This window comes from Phenylobacterium terrae, from assembly GCF_042681205.1.
Taxonomy (GTDB): domain Bacteria; phylum Pseudomonadota; class Alphaproteobacteria; order Caulobacterales; family Caulobacteraceae; genus Phenylobacterium; species Phenylobacterium terrae.
Genome location: NZ_JBHUEY010000001.1, coordinates 202,799 through 219,627, shown reverse-complemented (window position 1 = coordinate 219,627; position 16,829 = coordinate 202,799). Strand labels below are relative to the sequence as shown.

At 70.0% G+C, this 16,829-nt stretch carries 11 protein-coding genes; 6 read left to right on the top strand and 5 right to left on the bottom strand.

The window, feature by feature from the left end; translation table 11 throughout:
* Window positions 1–68: 68 nt before the first annotated feature.
* Window positions 69–836, bottom strand: a complete 768-nt coding sequence (locus ACFSC0_RS01025; RefSeq protein WP_377281203.1) for a Crp/Fnr family transcriptional regulator — start codon at window positions 834–836, stop codon at window positions 69–71.
* Between the two features lie 285 nt (window positions 837–1,121).
* Between ACFSC0_RS01025 and ACFSC0_RS01020 the strand changes: the two genes are divergently transcribed.
* Window positions 1,122–6,974, top strand: coding sequence for a HAMP domain-containing protein (locus ACFSC0_RS01020; RefSeq protein WP_377281204.1), 5,853 nt, complete (start codon window positions 1,122–1,124; stop codon window positions 6,972–6,974).
* Window positions 6,975–7,047: 73 nt separating this feature from the next.
* On the top strand, window positions 7,048–9,060 hold the full coding sequence (locus ACFSC0_RS01015) for a response regulator (RefSeq protein ID WP_377281205.1): 2,013 nt from the start codon (window positions 7,048–7,050) through the stop codon (window positions 9,058–9,060).
* Here ACFSC0_RS01015 and ACFSC0_RS01010 read toward each other — a convergent pair.
* From ACFSC0_RS01010 to ACFSC0_RS00995, 4 genes are all read right to left on the bottom strand, one after another.
* Window positions 9,057–9,335: a hypothetical protein gene (locus ACFSC0_RS01010; RefSeq protein ID WP_377281206.1), complete on the bottom strand. Its 279-nt coding sequence runs from the start codon at window positions 9,333–9,335 to the stop codon at window positions 9,057–9,059. The two genes, ACFSC0_RS01015 and ACFSC0_RS01010, sit on opposite strands and share 4 nt — an antisense overlap.
* Window positions 9,336–9,569: 234 nt before the next feature.
* On the bottom strand, window positions 9,570–10,634 hold the full coding sequence (locus ACFSC0_RS01005; RefSeq protein ID WP_377281207.1) for an aldose 1-epimerase: 1,065 nt from the start codon (window positions 10,632–10,634) through the stop codon (window positions 9,570–9,572).
* A gap of 22 nt (window positions 10,635–10,656) precedes the next feature.
* Window positions 10,657–11,940, bottom strand: coding sequence for a family 1 glycosylhydrolase (locus ACFSC0_RS01000; protein WP_377281208.1), 1,284 nt, complete (start codon window positions 11,938–11,940; stop codon window positions 10,657–10,659).
* Window positions 11,941–12,064: 124 nt separating this feature from the next.
* A complete protein-coding gene (locus ACFSC0_RS00995) occupies window positions 12,065–12,316 on the bottom strand; it encodes a hypothetical protein (RefSeq protein WP_377281209.1) in 252 nt (83 codons plus the stop codon).
* 146 nt (window positions 12,317–12,462) lie between these two features.
* Between ACFSC0_RS00995 and ACFSC0_RS00990 the strand changes: the two genes are divergently transcribed.
* The 4 genes from ACFSC0_RS00990 (at window position 12,463) to ACFSC0_RS00975 (ending at window position 16,796) form a co-directional block, all read left to right on the top strand.
* Window positions 12,463–13,332, top strand: a complete 870-nt coding sequence (locus ACFSC0_RS00990) for an SMP-30/gluconolactonase/LRE family protein (protein ID WP_377281210.1) — start codon at window positions 12,463–12,465, stop codon at window positions 13,330–13,332.
* Window positions 13,333–13,540: 208 nt separating this feature from the next.
* Window positions 13,541–15,265 carry an IlvD/Edd family dehydratase gene (locus tag ACFSC0_RS00985; RefSeq protein ID WP_377281211.1) on the top strand — a complete coding sequence of 575 codons (1,725 nt, stop codon included), beginning with the start codon at window positions 13,541–13,543 and terminating at the stop codon, window positions 15,263–15,265.
* Window positions 15,265–16,173 (top strand): 2-dehydro-3-deoxygalactonokinase, encoded by a 909-nt coding sequence (locus tag ACFSC0_RS00980; protein ID WP_377281212.1) that lies wholly within the window; start codon window positions 15,265–15,267, stop codon window positions 16,171–16,173. Before ACFSC0_RS00985 ends, ACFSC0_RS00980 begins: the two co-directional genes overlap by 1 nt.
* Window positions 16,170–16,796, top strand: a complete 627-nt coding sequence (locus tag ACFSC0_RS00975; RefSeq protein ID WP_377281213.1) for a 2-dehydro-3-deoxy-6-phosphogalactonate aldolase — start codon at window positions 16,170–16,172, stop codon at window positions 16,794–16,796. Before ACFSC0_RS00980 ends, ACFSC0_RS00975 begins: the two co-directional genes overlap by 4 nt.
* Window positions 16,797–16,829: the final 33 nt, after the last annotated feature.

Genomic DNA, 16,829 nt, shown 5'->3' with positions numbered 1-16,829 from the left:
GGCCGCCTCGCCGGCCGCCAGACCTGAACGGCGCCCCCGCGGCGCGGTTCCGGCGCAGCTCCTGCGTCTCAGGACAGCGGCGCCGCGGCCCGGGAGGCCGCCTCGACGCCGGCCGCCGGGCTGGCGCGCCGCGGCGCGCGCAGGGACTCGTAGCCGCACAGCTCGGCCAGGGCCTCCGGGTCGTTCAGCACGGCGAGGCCCGACCGCAGCTCGATGAGCCCGTCGCGGCGCAGCTGCTGGACGGTGCGGTTCACGTGCACGATCGACAGGCCCAGGGCGTCGGCCAGGGTCTCCTGGGTCAGCGGCATCGGCAGGCGCTGCTCGTCGGCCAGCCCGACGCGGGCCAGGCGCTCGCGCAGCTCCAGCAGCAGGTGGGCCATGCGCTCGTAGGCGGTCATCCGTCCCAGCCGGACGATATGGTCCAGCAGCAGCCGCTCCTCCTCCTCGCGGATGGCCGCGAAGGCCTCCGCCAGCCCCGGCTGCATCAGCGAGTCCTCGGCGCCCTGGAAGAGGCCGGCGGCGTCGGCCGTCTCAACCGCCGTCAGCGCCGCCACCGTCGCCACGCCGCGCCGGCGGCCTTCGCAGGGATCGCCGGGCAGCAGGAAGCTGAAGATCTGCCGCGCGCCGTCGGTCAGCGTCCGCCGCCGGCAGGCCCAGCCGGAGACCAGGATGCGCTGACCGGGCAGCTCCGCGCCGGCCGGGCTGCTCTCCAGCCGCCGGGCGGCGCCCTGGATCAGCTCCAGGTCCGGGCCTGACAGGCCGCTGAGGCCGCCGAGCCGCCGGGTGATGAGCTCGCCAGCGCGCGCCGCGCGTCCCGCCAGACGTTCGGTGATCATCCGCCCCTCCGTGCTCCCAGCCCACCCCAGCTACGCTGCAACGAGAGACAGAAAGCTTCACCGGGCGAACGGTTCCCGCCCGGCCCGCGGCGGGGCGCCGCAGGCGGCTCGAAGGCTGTGGAAAACCAGCCCATTTCGGGAACCCGTCGCTGAATCCGTGCGTTCGCTGACTTGGGTCGGGGTGCGTCCAACGAAATCTCCAGCCCCCCAAGGCCTTGCGCGCGTGGCCGCCCGCCCGCCCGGGACAGGCCTTGGGTTCGCAACCTCTTTTCGTTCGGGGGATCGATGCCTGCCACCGCCGTCGCCGCGAAGGCCAAGTCGCAACGTCGCGCCAGACCCGCCAAGACCGAAGACAAGCTCGAGACGCGCGAGCTGCTGGCGGCCCTCAAGGCGTTCCGGCGCGGGGATTTCTCCGTCCGCCTGCCGCGCACCCTGGCCGGGGCCGACGGCGAGATCGCCGAGGCGTTCAACGAGGTCGTCGAACTCAACGACCGGATGACCAAGGAGTTCGAGCGGCTGGGCGAAGTGGTCGGCCGGCAGGGCAAGATCACCCACCGGGCGAAGCTGCCGGCGGCGACCGGCTCCTGGGCCGCCAGCGTGGATGCGGTCAACAACCTGATCGCCGACATGGTCCACCCCACCGCCGAAATGGCCCGGGTGATCGGCGCCGTCGCCAAGGGCGACCTTTCCCAGACCATGGACCTGGAGAACGAGGACCGGCCCCTGCGCGGCGAGTTCCTGCGCATCGGCAAGGTCGTGAACACCATGGTGGGCCAGCTGGGCTCCTTCGCCTCGGAAGTGACCCGGGTGGCCCGCGAAGTGGGCACCGAGGGCAAGCTGGGCGGCCAGGCGCAGGTGAAGGGCGTGGCCGGCACCTGGAAGGACCTGACCGACAACGTGAACCTGATGGCCGCCAACCTGACCGGCCAGGTGCGGAACATCGCCGAAGTGACCACCGCCGTGGCCAACGGCGACCTCTCCAAGAAGATCACCGTGGACGTCCGCGGCGAGGTGCTGGAGCTGAAGAACACCATCAACACCATGGTGGACCAGCTGAACTCCTTCGCCTCGGAAGTGACCCGGGTGGCGCGCGAAGTGGGTACGGAAGGCAAGCTGGGCGGCCAGGCCAACGTGCGCGGCGTCGCCGGCACCTGGAAGGACCTCACCGACAACGTGAACCTGATGGCCGGCAACCTGACCGGCCAGGTGCGGAACATCGCCGAGGTGACCACCGCCGTGGCCCGCGGCGACCTCTCCAAGAAGATCACCGTGGACGTGCGCGGCGAGATCCTCGAGCTGAAGAACACCATCAACACCATGGTGGACCAGCTGAACGCCTTCGCCTCGGAAGTGACCCGGGTGGCCCGGGAAGTGGGTACGGAAGGCAAGCTGGGCGGTCAGGCCCGGGTGGAGGGCGTCACCGGCGCCTGGAAGGACCTGACCGACAACGTGAACTTCATGGCCGCCAACCTGACGGGTCAGGTGCGGAACATCGCCGAGGTGACGACCGCCGTGGCCAACGGCGACCTCTCCAAGAAGATCACCGTGGACGTGCGCGGCGAGATCCTGGAGCTGAAGAACACCATCAACACCATGGTGGACCAACTGAACGCCTTCGCCTCGGAAGTGACCCGCGTGGCGCGCGAAGTGGGTACGGAAGGCAAGCTCGGCGGCCAGGCCCAGGTGAAGGGCGTCGGCGGGACGTGGAAGGAGCTCACCGACAACGTGAACCTGATGGCCGGCAACCTGACCGGCCAGGTGCGGAACATCGCCGAGGTGACCACCGCCGTGGCCAACGGCGACCTCTCCAAGAAGATCACCGTGGACGTGCGCGGCGAGATCCTGGAGCTGAAGAACACCATCAACACCATGGTGGACCAGCTGAACTCCTTCGCCTCGGAAGTGACCCGGGTGGCGCGGGAAGTGGGTACGGAAGGCAAGCTCGGCGGTCAGGCCCAGGTGAAGGGCGTCGGCGGCACGTGGAAGGAGCTCACCGACAACGTGAACCTGATGGCCGGCAATTTGACCGGCCAGGTCCGCAACATCGCCGAGGTGACCACCGCCGTGGCCAACGGCGACCTCTCCAAGAAGATCACCGTGGACGTGCGCGGCGAGGTGCTGGAGCTGAAGAACACCATCAACACCATGGTGGACCAGCTGAACGCCTTCGCCAGCGAGGTGACCCGGGTGGCGCGGGAAGTCGGCACCGAAGGCAAGCTGGGCGGCCAGGCCCAGGTGAAGGGCGTCGCCGGCACCTGGAAGGACCTGACCGACAACGTGAACTTCATGGCCGCCAACCTGACCGGTCAGGTGCGGAACATCGCCGAGGTGACCACCGCGGTGGCCATGGGCGACTTGTCCAAGAAGATCACCGTGGACGTGCGCGGCGAGATCCTCGAGCTGAAGAACACCATCAACACCATGGTGGACCAGCTGAACTCCTTCGCCTCGGAAGTGACCCGGGTGGCGCGGGAAGTGGGTACGGAAGGCAAGCTCGGCGGCCAGGCGCAGGTCCGCGGCGTCGCCGGCACCTGGAAGGAGCTGACCGACAACGTGAACCTGATGGCCGGCAACCTGACCGGCCAGGTGCGGAACATCGCCGAAGTGACCACCGCCGTGGCCAACGGCGACCTCTCCAAGAAGATCACCGTGGACGTGCGCGGCGAGATCCTGGAGCTGAAGAACACCATCAACACCATGGTGGACCAGCTGAACTCCTTCGCCTCGGAAGTGACCCGGGTGGCCCGGGAAGTGGGCACCGAGGGCAAGCTCGGCGGTCAGGCGCAGGTGCCCGGCGTGGCCGGCACCTGGAAGGACCTCACCGACAACGTGAACATGATGGCCGCCAACCTGACCGGTCAGGTGCGGAACATCGCCGACGTCGTCACCGCCGTCGCCAACGGCGACCTGAAGCGCAAGGTGACCCTCGACGCCAAGGGCGAGATCGCCGCCCTGGCCGACACCATCAACGGCATGATCGAGACGCTGGCGACCTTCGCCGACCAGGTGACCAACGTGGCCCGCGAGGTGGGCAACGAGGGCAAGCTGGGCGGCCAGGCGCGGGTGCCCGGCGCCGCCGGCGTGTGGCGCGACCTGACCGACAACGTGAACGAGCTGGCCGCCAACCTGACCACCCAGGTGCGCGCCATCGCCGAGGTGTCCACCGCGGTGACGCAGGGCGACCTGACGCGCTCGATCACCGTCGAGGCCTCCGGCGAGGTGGAGGAGCTGAAGAACAACATCAACGAGATGATCCGCAACCTGAAGGATCAGACGCTGAAGAACACCGAGCAGGACTGGCTGAAGACCAACCTGGCCCGGTTCACGCGGATGCTGCAGGGCGAGCGCGACCTCTCGACGGTGTCGAACCTGGTGCTCTCCGAGCTGGCGCCGCTGATCAACGCCCAGCACGCCGTCTTCTACGTCACCGACCGGGACGAGGACGGCGCCACGGTGCTGAACCTGCAGGCCAGCTACGCCTTCAACAACCGCAAGCACTTGGCCAACCAGTTCAAGCTGCGGGAAGGCCTCATCGGCCAGTGCGCCTACGAGAAGAGCCGCATCCTGCTGACCAACGTGCCCAAGGACTACGTCCAGATCAGCTCGGGCCTGGGCGAGGCGCCGCCGGCCAACATCATCGTCCTGCCGGCCCTGTTCGAGGGCGAGGTCAAGGCGGTGATCGAGCTGGCCACCTTCGGCGAGTTCAACGAGACCCAGCAGCAGTTCCTCGACCAGCTGATGGAATCCATCGGCATCGTCCTGAACACCATCGCCGCCAACATGCGGACCGAGGGCCTGCTCAAGCAGTCGCAGCTGCTGACCTCCGAGCTGCAGGCCCAGCAGGAGGAGCTGAAGAAGACCAACGACCGGCTGGAGCAGCAGGCCGCGTCCCTGCGTCAGTCGGAAGAGCTGCTCCGCGCCAAGCAGGAGGAGCTGCAGCAGACCAACGCCGAGCTGCAGGACAAGGCGCATCTGCTGAGCGTCCAGAACCAGCAGGTGGAGGCCAAGAACCACGAGGTCGAGCAGGCCAAGCTGGCCCTCGAGGAGAAGGCCGAGCAGCTGGCGCTGACCTCGAAGTACAAGTCCGAGTTCCTGGCCAACATGAGCCACGAGCTCAGGACGCCGCTGAACTCCTTGCTCATCCTCTCCAAGCTCCTGGCCGACAACGCCCAGGGCAACCTCTCGGACAAGCAGGTGGAGTTCGCCAAGAACATCCACGCCGCCGGCGCGGACCTCCTGGGCCTGATCAACGACATCCTCGACCTGTCGAAGATCGAGTCCGGCATGGTCACCCTCGACATCGGCGAGATGAGCTTCGCCAGCCTCTCGGACCAGGTCGACCGGACCTTCTCCCAGCTCGCCCAGGACAAGAAGCTCGACTTCCACGTCGAGATCGATCCGGCGCTGCCGCGGAGCATGTACACCGACGACAAGCGGCTGCAGCAGATCATCAAGAACCTGCTGTCGAACGCCTTCAAGTTCACCGAGAAGGGCGAGGTCCGGTTCAAGGTGGCCCGCGCCAACGGCGGGTGGAGCCCGGCCAACGACCACCTCAACAAGGCCGGCCAGGTGCTCGCCTTCTCGGTCGTCGACACCGGCATCGGCATTCCGGAGGACAAGCAGCGGATCATCTTCGAGTCCTTCCAGCAGGCCGACGGCTCGATCAGCCGCAAGTACGGCGGCACCGGCCTGGGCCTGTCGATCAGCCGCGAGATCACCCGCCTGCTCGGCGGCGAGCTGAAGGTGGAGAGCAAGCCCGGCAAGGGCTCGACCTTCACCCTCTACCTGCCGCTGAACTTCAGCCCGGCGGTGCAGACCCCGTCCACCACCCGGCTGCTCGCCGCCGCCGCGCCGCGGGCCCTCGTCGCCTCGATGGCCGACGAGCCGACCGAGGCGGTGGCCGACGACCGCGAGATCATCGCCTCGTCGGACTCGGTGGTGCTGATCGTCGAGGACGACCCCCGCTTCGCCTCCATCCTCCTGTCGCTGGTGCGTGACGCCGGCTTCAAGGGGGTGGTGACCGGCGAGGGGGCGGCGGTGCCGTCGCTGGCCCGCCGCTTCGGGCCGGACGCCATCATGCTCGACATCGGGCTTCCCGACATCGACGGCCTGGCGCTGCTCGACCTCCTGAAGCGGACGCCGGACACGCGGCACATCCCGGTGCACGTGATCTCGGCCGACGACCAGCGGGGCCTGGGCCTGTCCATCGGCGCCTTCGGCTTCACCCACAAGCCGGTGGAGCGCGAGGTGGTGGTTTCGACGCTGAAGAGCGTGAAGTCCTTCGTCGGCAAGGAAGAGCGCCGCGTCCTGCTGGTCGGCCCCGACGGGCCGGCGGCCGAGGCGTTGCGCTCGGCCTTCTCGAAGGTGGAGCTGACCGGCGACCTGGCCGCCGCGCTGGCCCTGCCGACCCCGGACCTGCCCGACGCGATGGTCGTCGACGCCGCCGCGCTGGCCCCGCCGCAGCTGGTCGAGCTGCTCAAGCAGTCCGACGGCCGGGCCACCCCGGTGGTGGTCTACGCCGAACAGGAGCTGGAGCCGGAGGACGACAAGCGCCTGCGGCTGGCGGTGTTCGGCGGCCTGGTGCGGCTGGCCCGCACCACCGATCAGCTGATCGACCAGACCAGCCTGTTGCTCCACGAGCCGCTGGAGAACATGCCCGGGCCCGCGCGGGCCAAGGTGGCCCAAAGCCGCCACGATGATCTGCTCTTGACCGGCCGCAAGATCGTGGTGATCGACGACGACATCCGGAATATCTTCTCGCTGGCGAGCGCCCTCGAGGAGTACGGGATCGAGCTCAGCTACGCCGAGAGCGGCCGCGCCGGCCTCGAGCTTCTGGACGCCGACCCGGGCGTCGACGTGGTTCTGGTGGACATCATGATGCCGGACATGGACGGCTACGAAACCATCCGCGAGATCCGCGCACGCCCGGGCCTGGGCGACCTGCCGGTCGTCGCCGTCACCGCCAAGGCGATGAAGGGCGACCGTCAGAAGTGCATCCAGGCGGGCGCCTCGGACTATGTCTCCAAGCCCGTGGACATCGACCACCTGGTCTCGGTGCTGCGGGTGTGCATCCAGCGGGCCGACGCCCAACGGCTGGCCGGCGAGGGGGTCGTCCCGCTGATGCCCCAGGCGAGCTGAGCGCGTGGGCGCAGTCTTGAAAGAACGAGCGCGAAGGGCGGAGCCGGAAGCTCCGCCCGACCTCAATCAGCCGGTGACGGCGAAGATCCTCATCGTCGACGACGACGAGCGCAACGCCTTCGCGGCTGTCCAGGCGCTCGAGGAGCTGGGCCACGAGCTGATCGTGGCCCGTTCCGGTGTGGAGGCCCTGCGCCATCTGCTGCAGCACGAGTTCGCGGTCATCCTGCTCGACCTGCACATGCCGGGCATGGACGGCTTCGAGACGGCCGAGCTGATCCGCTCGCGCAAGCGGACGCGCAACACGCCGATCGTCTTCCTGACCGCCATCTTCCGCGACGAGGCCCACGTCTTCCAGGCCTACTCGGCCGGGGCCGTGGACGTGGTCTTCAAGCCGGTCGACCCGTTCATCCTGAAGTCCAAGGTGAGCGTCCTCGTCGATCTCTACCTGAAGACCGAGTCGATGAAGCGCCAGGCGGCCTACCGCCAGTGGCTGCTCGACGAGCACGCCCGGGTGATGGCCGAGAAGATCGAGGCCGAGCGGGCCCTTAGGCGCAACGAGGCGCGGCAGGAGGCGATCATGAAGTCGCTGCCGATCGTCTTCCACTCGCGCAGCGCCAAGCCGCCGTTCGCCCCCTCCTTCGTCAGCAGCAGCGTCGAGGCCATCACCGGCTTCCCGGCCTCCCGCTTCATGGACGAGCCGGAGTTCGGCGCCAGCCGCATCCACCCCGACGACGTCGACGAGGTGGTCCGCCACATTTCCGGGGCGCTGAAGACCGGCGCCTACGCCTGCGAGTTCCGCTGGCTCTGCGCCGACGGGCGCTACCGCTACCTGATGGACCAGGGCGTGCTGGCCCCCGGCGAGGACGGCGAGGAGCGCGAGATCTTCGGCGTGATGCTCGACTCCACCGATCGCCACCTCCTGGAGGAGCAGCTGATCCAGGCCCGCAAGATGGAGGCGGTCGGCCAGCTGACCGGCGGGGTGGCCCACGATTTCAACAACCTGCTGACCGTGGTGCTCGGCAACGTCGACATCATGGGCCGCAAGAGCGAGGACGAGGCCAAGCGGCAGCGGCGGCTCGACGCCATCCGCCAGGCTGCCGAGCGCGGCCGCGACCTGACCCGCCAGCTCCTCGCCTTCGCCCGCCGCCAGCACCTGGCGCCGGTGACGCTGGACGTGAACGAGCTGGTCTCCGGCTTCACCGGCCTGCTGCGCCAGGCGGTGGGCGAGGCCGTCACCCTGACCCTCGACCTGCACCCCGAGCCCCTGTGCGTGCACGTCGACCCGACGCAGCTGGAGACGGCGCTGCTGAACCTGGCGGTCAACGCCCGCGACGCCATGCCCGAGGGCGGCGCGCTCTCCATCGCCACCCGCCCCGCGTCGCGCGCCGGCGCGGGCCCGCCGTGGATCGAGATCGAGGTCCGCGACAGCGGAGTCGGCATGAGCGAGGAGGTCCGCGCCCGGGTCTTTGAGCCGTTCTTCACCACCAAGGAGGTCGGCAAGGGCTCGGGCCTGGGGCTCTCCCAGGTCTACGGCTTCGTCAACCAGTCGGAGGGCGAGGTGCGCATCGAGAGCGAGCCGGGGAAGGGCGCGAGCTTCATCCTCACCCTGCCGCCGTCGGACCGGCCTGCGCAGGACCGCTCGGCGGAGGGCGCAGCCCAGGAGGTGGTCGGCGGCTCCGAGCAGATCCTCGTGGTCGAGGACGACGCTTCGGTGCTGGCGCTCACGGTGGAGATGCTGAGCGGACTGGGCTACCGCACGCTCACCGCCACCAGCGCCGCCGAGGCCCTGGCGCTGATCGACGGCGGCGCCGAGATCGACCTGCTGTTCTCGGACATCGTGATGCCCGGCGGCGTCAGCGGCGTGGGCCTGGCCAGGGCCGCCCAGCAGCGGCGGCCGGACCTGAAGGTGCTGCTCACGTCCGGCTTCGTCGGCGACCGGCGGGCGCTCGAGGAGGCCGGCTATCCGGTGCTCGACAAGCCCTACCAGATGCAGGTCCTGGCGGCGAAGCTGAGGGCGCTGCTCAGCGGGGAGGGGGCCAAGCGGCCCCGCCGGCGCCGCTCCTCGGCCACCGCCGCCGCCGGCTAGCCCTCAGCCGCCCGGGCCTTCACGCGCATCATCGCCGCCAGCCGCCGCGCGTGCAGCCGCTGGGCCCGGTCCTCGCCGCCGGCCCGGATCAGCGCCCGGGCCATGCGGCGCAGGGCGGCCGGGTCCGCCGCGTGGGTGAAGGCTCCGGCCAACATGGCGACCTCGGCCTCGAGCTCGGCGCGCTCGCCGGGCCCGCAGGTCTGAACCACCCCTTCGTCGAAGTCGATCACGCGACCGAGGGGCTCGGGCCGCGGGTTCTTGCGTGCGCTCGGCATAACACATGTTGGCGTTGTGGCTTTCAGGGGGTGAGAAACCCCGAGCGCCGAACCGGTTCCTAGCGCCAAGGCGGGGAGCTGCTCGGTTCAGATCCCCCCGCAGGGGGAGGGGGATCGCGAGGCTGTGGAGGGGGTCCGCCCGCACCGAGGCGGGGCTGATGCGCCGGCAGGGTCCGCGCCCCTGAACCCCCTCAGTCGCTTCGCGACAGCTCCCCCTGTGGGGGAGCGTCTTGCTCAGACCGCGAACGTCTCCAGGCGCACCTGGTAGGTCGCCGTCTCGCCGGGCTGCAGCAGGGCCATGCCCGTATCCACCCCCTCGGGCCAGACGGCGCTGTAGGGGTCGGCGAGGTTGAACTGGGGCTCCAGGACGACGAAGGCCTTGTCGGGCGGGGCGTAGACCTGCACCGCCTTGACCTGCGGCGTGGGCGTCGAGATCCGCAGGCCGTAGCCCGCCGCCGGATCGAGGATCTCGCAGACCACCCGTCCCGACCCGTCTCGCACCAGTTCCGTGAAACAGTCGTCGAGATAGAGGCCCTCCAGCGGCCGAGCCTCGCGGAAATCGTAGGGTGTCCCCGCCACCTCGGCGATCCGCCCGGTCGGCAGCACCTCGTCGTAGTTGTTGGCCGGCGCCCAGGCTCGGGCCGGCAGCCGCAGCACCGCCTGCTCGCGCCGCCCGCTCGGCAGGTTGAAGTAGGGGTGCCAGCCGACGCCCAGGGGCAGGGCCCCCTCGCCGACGTTGCTTGTCTCGACGGTCAGCTCCAGCGCGCCGCCGTCCAGCCGGTAGCGCACGGCCACGTCCGCCCGGCCCGGCCAGCGCCCGCCGAAGCCGCCGACCGGCAGGCGCGCCGCAACCTCGCCCGCGGTCGGCTGCGTCACCGCCTCGGCAGCCGCCTCCAGGATCAGGCCGTGCATGGCGTACTGGCGCGCGCCGGGGCCTTTGCCGCCCCAGTTGCGCGGCAGGCGGGCGCGCCGGCCGGCGACCTGCGTCTCGATCTCCCGCGCGCCGGGGACGTCGTGTCCCGTGATCCGGTTGGCGTAGGGCAGCAGGATCGCCCCGCCCAGGCTGAAGGCCTTGCTGCCCGCGAAGTCCTCGGCCCCGCCGTCCAGCAGCCGCGCAGCCTCGGCGAGCGGCGGCGCGGTCAGGGCGTCGAACTCGCCCAGCGCGCCGTGGCGGACGCGCGCCTGCAACAGCGTCATGCCGCGGCCCGGCAGCACCGTCGCCTCCACGAAGCCGGAGGCGCTCTCGGGATCCTTCAGGGTGACGGCGGGCGCGCCGCCGATCTCGACCTGCCGACCCATCCCGTCCTCCGGACGCTGAGGCTCAGCGCGCCTCGGTGGCCACTTCCTGGAAACGCAGCTGCCGGGCCTCGGCCTGCAGCCGGCGCACCGTCGGCTCCTGGTGCTCGGACGGCGGCACGACCGGCACGGTCAGGCAGATGCTCTCGGCCGGCAGCACGTCGCGCCAGTCCTTGATCAGCTGCTTGTAGCACCGGCCGACCGGCCGGATGTTCCGGTTCATGTCGTAGAGGCCCACCGGGTGGATGTGGCCGTTCGGCTCGCGCAGGGCCGTGTCCCAGTCCATCTGGTCGGTCAGCGAATACCAGGTGAAGCCGACGGTCGGCACGCCGTCGTTGCGCACCCGAAGCACGTTGGCCCACTGCTTCCACAGCCAGTTCACCGCCTCGTCCCCGTTGGGCCCTTCGACGATGTTGGTCTCGGTGTGCATCACCGGCAGGCGGTAGCGGTGGTGGTACTGCCGGGTGATCTCCGAATAGCCGAAAATCTCCCCCGAGGCCCGGTGCGAGCCGTCCGCGGCGACGCGGTGCTCGTTGGTCCAGTAGTAGTCGTTGCCCAGGATGCAGTGGTGGCGCAGGCGGTTCGACAGGAAGAAGTGGTACTCCTCCCGCGTCATGCCGTTGTCCATCAGGTACTCGTACATCTCCGAGTCGACCCGGTGGCCGTAGTTCAGGTCCAGCGACAGGAAGCGCTTGGAGTTCTCGATCTCCGCCGGCTTGATCGCCGCCGGGTTCTCGGCGTGGAAGTATTCCGAGGACTCGCTCTGGATGAAGATCGCGTCCGCGCGGACCTCGAGGATGGCCTTCATCGCCAGGACGTTGGCCTTCACGATGTGCTTCAGCGCGGTGACGAAGGTCTGGTCGGTCGTCCCCTCCTCGTTCCACCAGCCGAACTTGGCCGAGAACTGGGCGCAGATGAACATCTCGTTGACCGGGGTGTAGAGCTGCACCCACGGGAAGCGCCGCGCGAAGGCGTGCGCGTAGCGGGCGAACTGCTCCGGAAAGTCCGGGTTCTGGAAGTCGCCGATCCAATCGGGGACGCCGAAGTGGCACAGGTCGACGATCGGGACGATGTTGCGCCGGAACAGCTCGCCGAAGGTGATGTCGGCGAACTCCCAATCATAGCGTTCGGGGCCGATCAGGGTGGTGTGGATCGGCGGGCCGTAGCGCAGGTAGCGGATGCCGATGTCGTCGAGCAGGTCGAAGTCGGTGCGCCAGTGACGGTAGTGACCGCACGACTCCATCTGGTCGACACGGATCGTGCCGCCCTTGATCTTGGGGATGGAGTTCTCGATCCCCGTTGCGAACATGAAGGCGGAAATGGCGCGTCCCTCCGATTAACCGCGACCAGCAGGGCCCTCGGCCTAGAACGGCGCCGAGGGCTCGGTGGTTCAAACGCGCGTCGGATGTCTTACGGGAAGGGTGGGGGTCGGACTACTCGGCGGCGACGGCGACGCCCAGAGCGACGTCGGCTTCGCCGATCTTGCGGCAGCGGTCGAGCTGGGCGAGGGAGTCCACGCCGTTCTGGACATTGCGCAGCCAGGCCTTGTCGCCGCTGACGGCGATTACCGTGAAGTGGGGATGAAAGTTCTCCCCGGTGCGCACAAGATCGCCGACGTGGATATCCTCGTCGTGGGGGCGTTCGTGGTTGATCGAAAACACGTCAGAGTAACTGGGCAACGACATCTGGGACCCCTCCCGATTCACTTCGCCAAAATAGTAGACACCCGACTCTGAATGGAACCGAAACACGCCGGTTATGTTGTCGCAGCCAATCGATTAAGAATTCGGCAATTCTGTCAAAATCGCCGAGACGCTGCCTGGAGGGACGTGTGACGAGCTTAAGCTGCGTCGTCGATTCGCGCGACATCCTGGGGGAGGGCCCCCTCTGGGACGCCCGTTCGGGCCGGGTGTTCTGGTTCGATATCAAGGGCAAGCGGCTTCACTGGTACGAGCCCCAGAGCGGCCGCGACGGCGCCTGGGACCTGCCCCTCAGATGTAGTGCCGCCGCCCCCCGGGCGCGTGGCGGACTGATCGTCGCATGCGAGGCGGGCCTGGCCGAATTCGACCCCGGGTCGGGGCGGCTGGAGGTGATCAACCCGATGCCCCTGGGCGAGGGGTTCCGCTCCAACGACGGCCAGATCGACGTCGCCGGCCGGTTCTGGTGGAGCTCGATGGACGACAACGGCGGCGCCCGGCCGGGCGACCTCTACTGCACCGGCGGCGACGGCTTCACCGAGAAGGTGCTGGAAGGGCTGCACATCCCCAACGCCATCTCCTGCAGCCCCGAGGGCGACCGGCTGTACGTGGCCGACACCCGGCTGCAGACCATCTACGTCCACGACATGGACCCGCGGACCGGCGCGCTGTCGAACCGGCGCGTCTTCGCCGAGACGAAGGGAACCGCGGCGGGGCCTGACGGCTCGGCCGTCGACGTCGAGGGCTATCACTGGAACGCCCAGTGGGGCGCCTGGCGCATCGTCCGCTACGCGCCCGACGGGCGCATCGACCGGATCGTCGAGACGCCGGTCGAGCAGCCCTCCAGCTGCGCCTTCGGCGGCCCGGACCTGTCCACCCTCTACGTCACCAGCGCCCGCGAGGACCTCTCGGACGAGGCCCTCGCCGGACAACCCCAGGCCGGCGGCCTCTTCGCCTTCGATCCCGGCGTCCGCGGCCTTGCGCTCCCGAGCTTCGCGGGGTGAGGCGCCGCTTGGGGTGGCAGGTAGCGCCGCGCCGGCGCAACCAGTCACCGAAGGCCGCCGGTGACTGGTTGGGCGGAGCCCTACCTGTCACCCACCACCCGAAGACCGTCGTCTCCCGCCCGGCGGGCTGGCTCGCCGGCAATTTGCTGAACCGCGCGCCGCGTTTCGGGTTAACCATCGGCGCAGCCTTTATCTCGGGGGTCCTTCCGTGAGCCGACGTCCGTTTCGGAGCGGTAAGAGCTACGGCAAGCTCGACCGCGACGGGTTCATCCACAGGAGCTGGATCAAGGGCACCGGCTTGCCCGACCACGTCTTCGACGGGCGCCCCATCATCGGCATCTGCAACACCTGGTCCGAGCTGGTCACCTGCCAGTTCCACCTGCGGGACCTGGCCGAACACGTGAAGCGCGGCGTCTGGGAGGCGGGCGGCGTGCCCATCGAGTTCCCGGCCATGAGCCTGCCCGAGACCCAGATGCGGCCCACGGCCATGCTGTTCCGCAACCTGCTGGCCATGGAGGTGGAGGAGAGCATCCGGGCCAACCCCATCGACGGGGTCGTGCTGCTGGGCGGCTGCGACAAGACCACGCCGGGCCAGCTGATGGGCGCGGCCAGCGTCGACCTGCCGACGATGGTGGTCTCCTCCGGCCCAATGCTGAACGGCAAGTACGAGGGCCGCGACATTGGTTCGGGCACCGACGTGTGGCGCTTCTCCGAGGCCGTGCGGGCCGGCGAGATGACCCTCAAGGAGTTCCTCGGCGCCGAGAGCTCGATGAGCCGCAGCCACGGCACCTGCAACACCATGGGCACGGCCTCGACGATGGCCAGCCTCATCGAGGCGCTGGGCATGAGCCTGCCCCAGAACGCCGCCCTGCCGGGCGTCGATTCCCGCCGCAAGGCGCTGGCCCACCTGACCGGCAGGCGGATGGTCGAACTGGTCGAGCAGGACATCAAGCCGTCGCAGATCCTCACCCGCGAGGCCTTCGAGAACGCCATCCTGGTCCACGCCGCCATCGGCGGCTCCACCAACGCGGTGGTCCACCTGCTGGCCCTGGCCGGCCGGGTCGGGATCGACCTCACCCTGGAGGACTTCGACCGCCTGGGCCGCGAGGTTCCCCTGCTGGTCAACCTGATGCCGTCCGGCAAGTACCTGATGGAGGACTTCTGCTACGCCGGCGGCGTGCCGGCGGTGCTCAAGGAGATGGGCCCCGTCCTGCGCCGCGAGGCGCTGACCGTCTCCGGCCACACCCAGGGCGAGATCGCCGACCAGGCGCAGGTCTGGAACCGCGAGGTCATCGGCACGATGGCCGAGCCCATCGGTCCCTCGTCCGGCGTCTGGGTGCTGCACGGCAACCTCTGCCCGAACGGGGCCATCCTGAAGCCCAGCGCCGCCAGCCCCGAGCTGCTCACCCACCGCGCCCGGGCAGTCGTCTTCGAGGACATCGAGGACTACAAGGCCCGCATCGACGATCCCGACCTGCCGGTCGACGAGACCTCGATCCTGGTGCTCAAGGGCTGCGGGCCCAAGGGCTATCCCGGCATGCCGGAGGTCGGGAACATGGCCCTGCCGCCCAAGCTGCTGGCCAGGGGCGTGCGCGACATGGTCCGCATCTCCGACGCGCGGATGAGCGGCACCGCCTACGGCACCGTGATCCTGCACGTCTCCCCGGAGTCCGAGGCCGGCGGCCCGCTGGCCCTGGTGAAGACCGGCGATACGATCGAATTCGACGGTCCGAACCGGCGCCTCGAGCTGCTGGTCGACGAGGCCGAGCTCGCCCGCCGCCGGGCCGAGTGGGAGGCGAGCCGCGAGCCCTCCAACTTCACCCGCGGCTGGTACCGGCTCTACATCGACACGGTCCTGCAGGCCGACCAGGGCGCGGACCTGTCCTTCCTGGTCGGCAAGTCGAGCGCCGACGTGACCCGGGAGTCCCACTGATGGGCGCGCCGGCCCTGCTCGCCTGCGACTGGGGCACGACGAACCTGCGCGCCTGGACCCTCGACGCCGAGGGCCAGGTCATCGGCGACCGCGACTTTCCGCTGGGCGTCTCGAAGCTCGCGCCGGGCGAGGCGGCCCGCCGCTTCGCCGAGGAGGTCCGGCCTGCGCTCCAGGCCGACGGGCTGCCGGCGGTGCTCTGCGGGATGATCGGCTCCAACCTCGGCTGGACGGTCGTGCCCTACCTCGACTGTCCGGCCGCGGCCGAGGAGCTCCGCCGCGCCATGGTCGAGGTCGAGCCCGGCGTGCGCATCGCCCCCGGCCTGCGCTGCGAAGGGATCGCCGGCGCGCCCGACGTGATGCGCGGCGAGGAGGTGCAGGTGTTCGGCTGGCTCGCGGCCGACCCCGCCCGCCGCCGCGGCCGGCAGGTGGTCTGCCATCCCGGCACCCACGCCAAGTGGATCCTCATCGAGGACGGCCGCATCGTCCGCTTCGTCACCGCCATGACCGGCGAGCTGTTCGCGGTGCTTGGCCGGCACAGCGTGCTGAAGAGCGACGCCTCCCCCGACGATCCGGCCGCCTTCGACGCCGGCTGCGCCGCCGCCGGCGACGGCGGGGGCCTGGCCGCCCGCCTGTTCACCGCCCGCTCGCGCGTGGTCGGGCAGGGGGCGCCGGCTGAGAGCACGCCCGCCTACCTCTCGGGCCTCTTGATCGGCGCCGAGGCGGCCAGCCTGCCGGCCCTGCTCGGGGTCGGCGCGGACGAGCCGGTGGCGCTGCTGGGCGATCCCAAGCTCACCCGCTGGTACGCCCGGGCGCTGAGCGCCCGCGGCTGCCGCGTCAGCGAGCACGACGGCGAGGCGGCGGCCGTCGCCGGCCTCTTCGACCTGGCCCAACTGGAGAGCGTCCGATGAGGCTCGAGCAAGCGCTGGCCGAATGTCCGGTGGTGGCCATCGTCCGCGGCGTCCGTCCCGACGAGGTGGTCGCCCACGCCGAGGCGCTCTACGCGGCCGGCGTCCGCGGCGTCGAGGTGCCGCTGAACTCTCCCGATCCGTTCGAGAGCATCCGCCGCCTCTCCCAGAGCGTGCAGGGCCGCATGGCTTTCGGCGCCGGCACCGTCCTGCGGCCCCAGGACGTCAACGCCGTGCAGGACGCCGGCGGTACGATCATCGTCTCGCCCAACACCCAGGTCTCGGTGATCCGCCGCGCGCTCGAGCTCGGCCTCGACCCGGCTCCCGGCTTCGCCACCGCCACCGAGGCCTTCACCGCCTACGAAGCCGGCGCCCGGCACCTGAAGCTCTTCCCCGCCGCCACCTACGGCCTCGTCCACCTGCGCCAGCTCAAGGCCGTGCTGCCGCCCGACGCCGTCGTCTGGGCCGTCGGCGGCGTCGGCCCCGACTCCATGGCCGACTGGTGGGCCGCCGGCGCCCGCGCCTTCGGCCTCGGCGGCGAGCTCTACAAGGCCGGCCAGAGCGTCGACGAGACCGCCGCCAAGGCCGCGAAGGTCGTCGCGGCGGCGCGGGGGCTGGCCAGCTAAATCTCCGGCGCCCTACCTCCCGCCGCTTCGCGG

Coding starts and splice junctions, on each gene's coding strand:
- ACFSC0_RS01025 (WP_377281203.1), bottom strand. CDS start 836: ATGATCACCGAACGTCTGGCGGGACGCGCGGCGCGCGCTGGCGAGCTC.
- ACFSC0_RS01020 (WP_377281204.1), top strand. CDS start 1,122: ATGCCTGCCACCGCCGTCGCCGCGAAGGCCAAGTCGCAACGTCGCGCC.
- ACFSC0_RS01010 (WP_377281206.1), bottom strand. CDS start 9,335: ATGCCGAGCGCACGCAAGAACCCGCGGCCCGAGCCCCTCGGTCGCGTG.
- ACFSC0_RS01005 (WP_377281207.1), bottom strand. CDS start 10,634: ATGGGTCGGCAGGTCGAGATCGGCGGCGCGCCCGCCGTCACCCTGAAG.
- ACFSC0_RS01000 (WP_377281208.1), bottom strand. CDS start 11,940: ATGTTCGCAACGGGGATCGAGAACTCCATCCCCAAGATCAAGGGCGGC.
- ACFSC0_RS00995 (WP_377281209.1), bottom strand. CDS start 12,316: ATGTCGTTGCCCAGTTACTCTGACGTGTTTTCGATCAACCACGAACGC.
- ACFSC0_RS00980 (WP_377281212.1), top strand. CDS start 15,265: ATGGGCGCGCCGGCCCTGCTCGCCTGCGACTGGGGCACGACGAACCTG.
- ACFSC0_RS00975 (WP_377281213.1), top strand. CDS start 16,170: ATGAGGCTCGAGCAAGCGCTGGCCGAATGTCCGGTGGTGGCCATCGTC.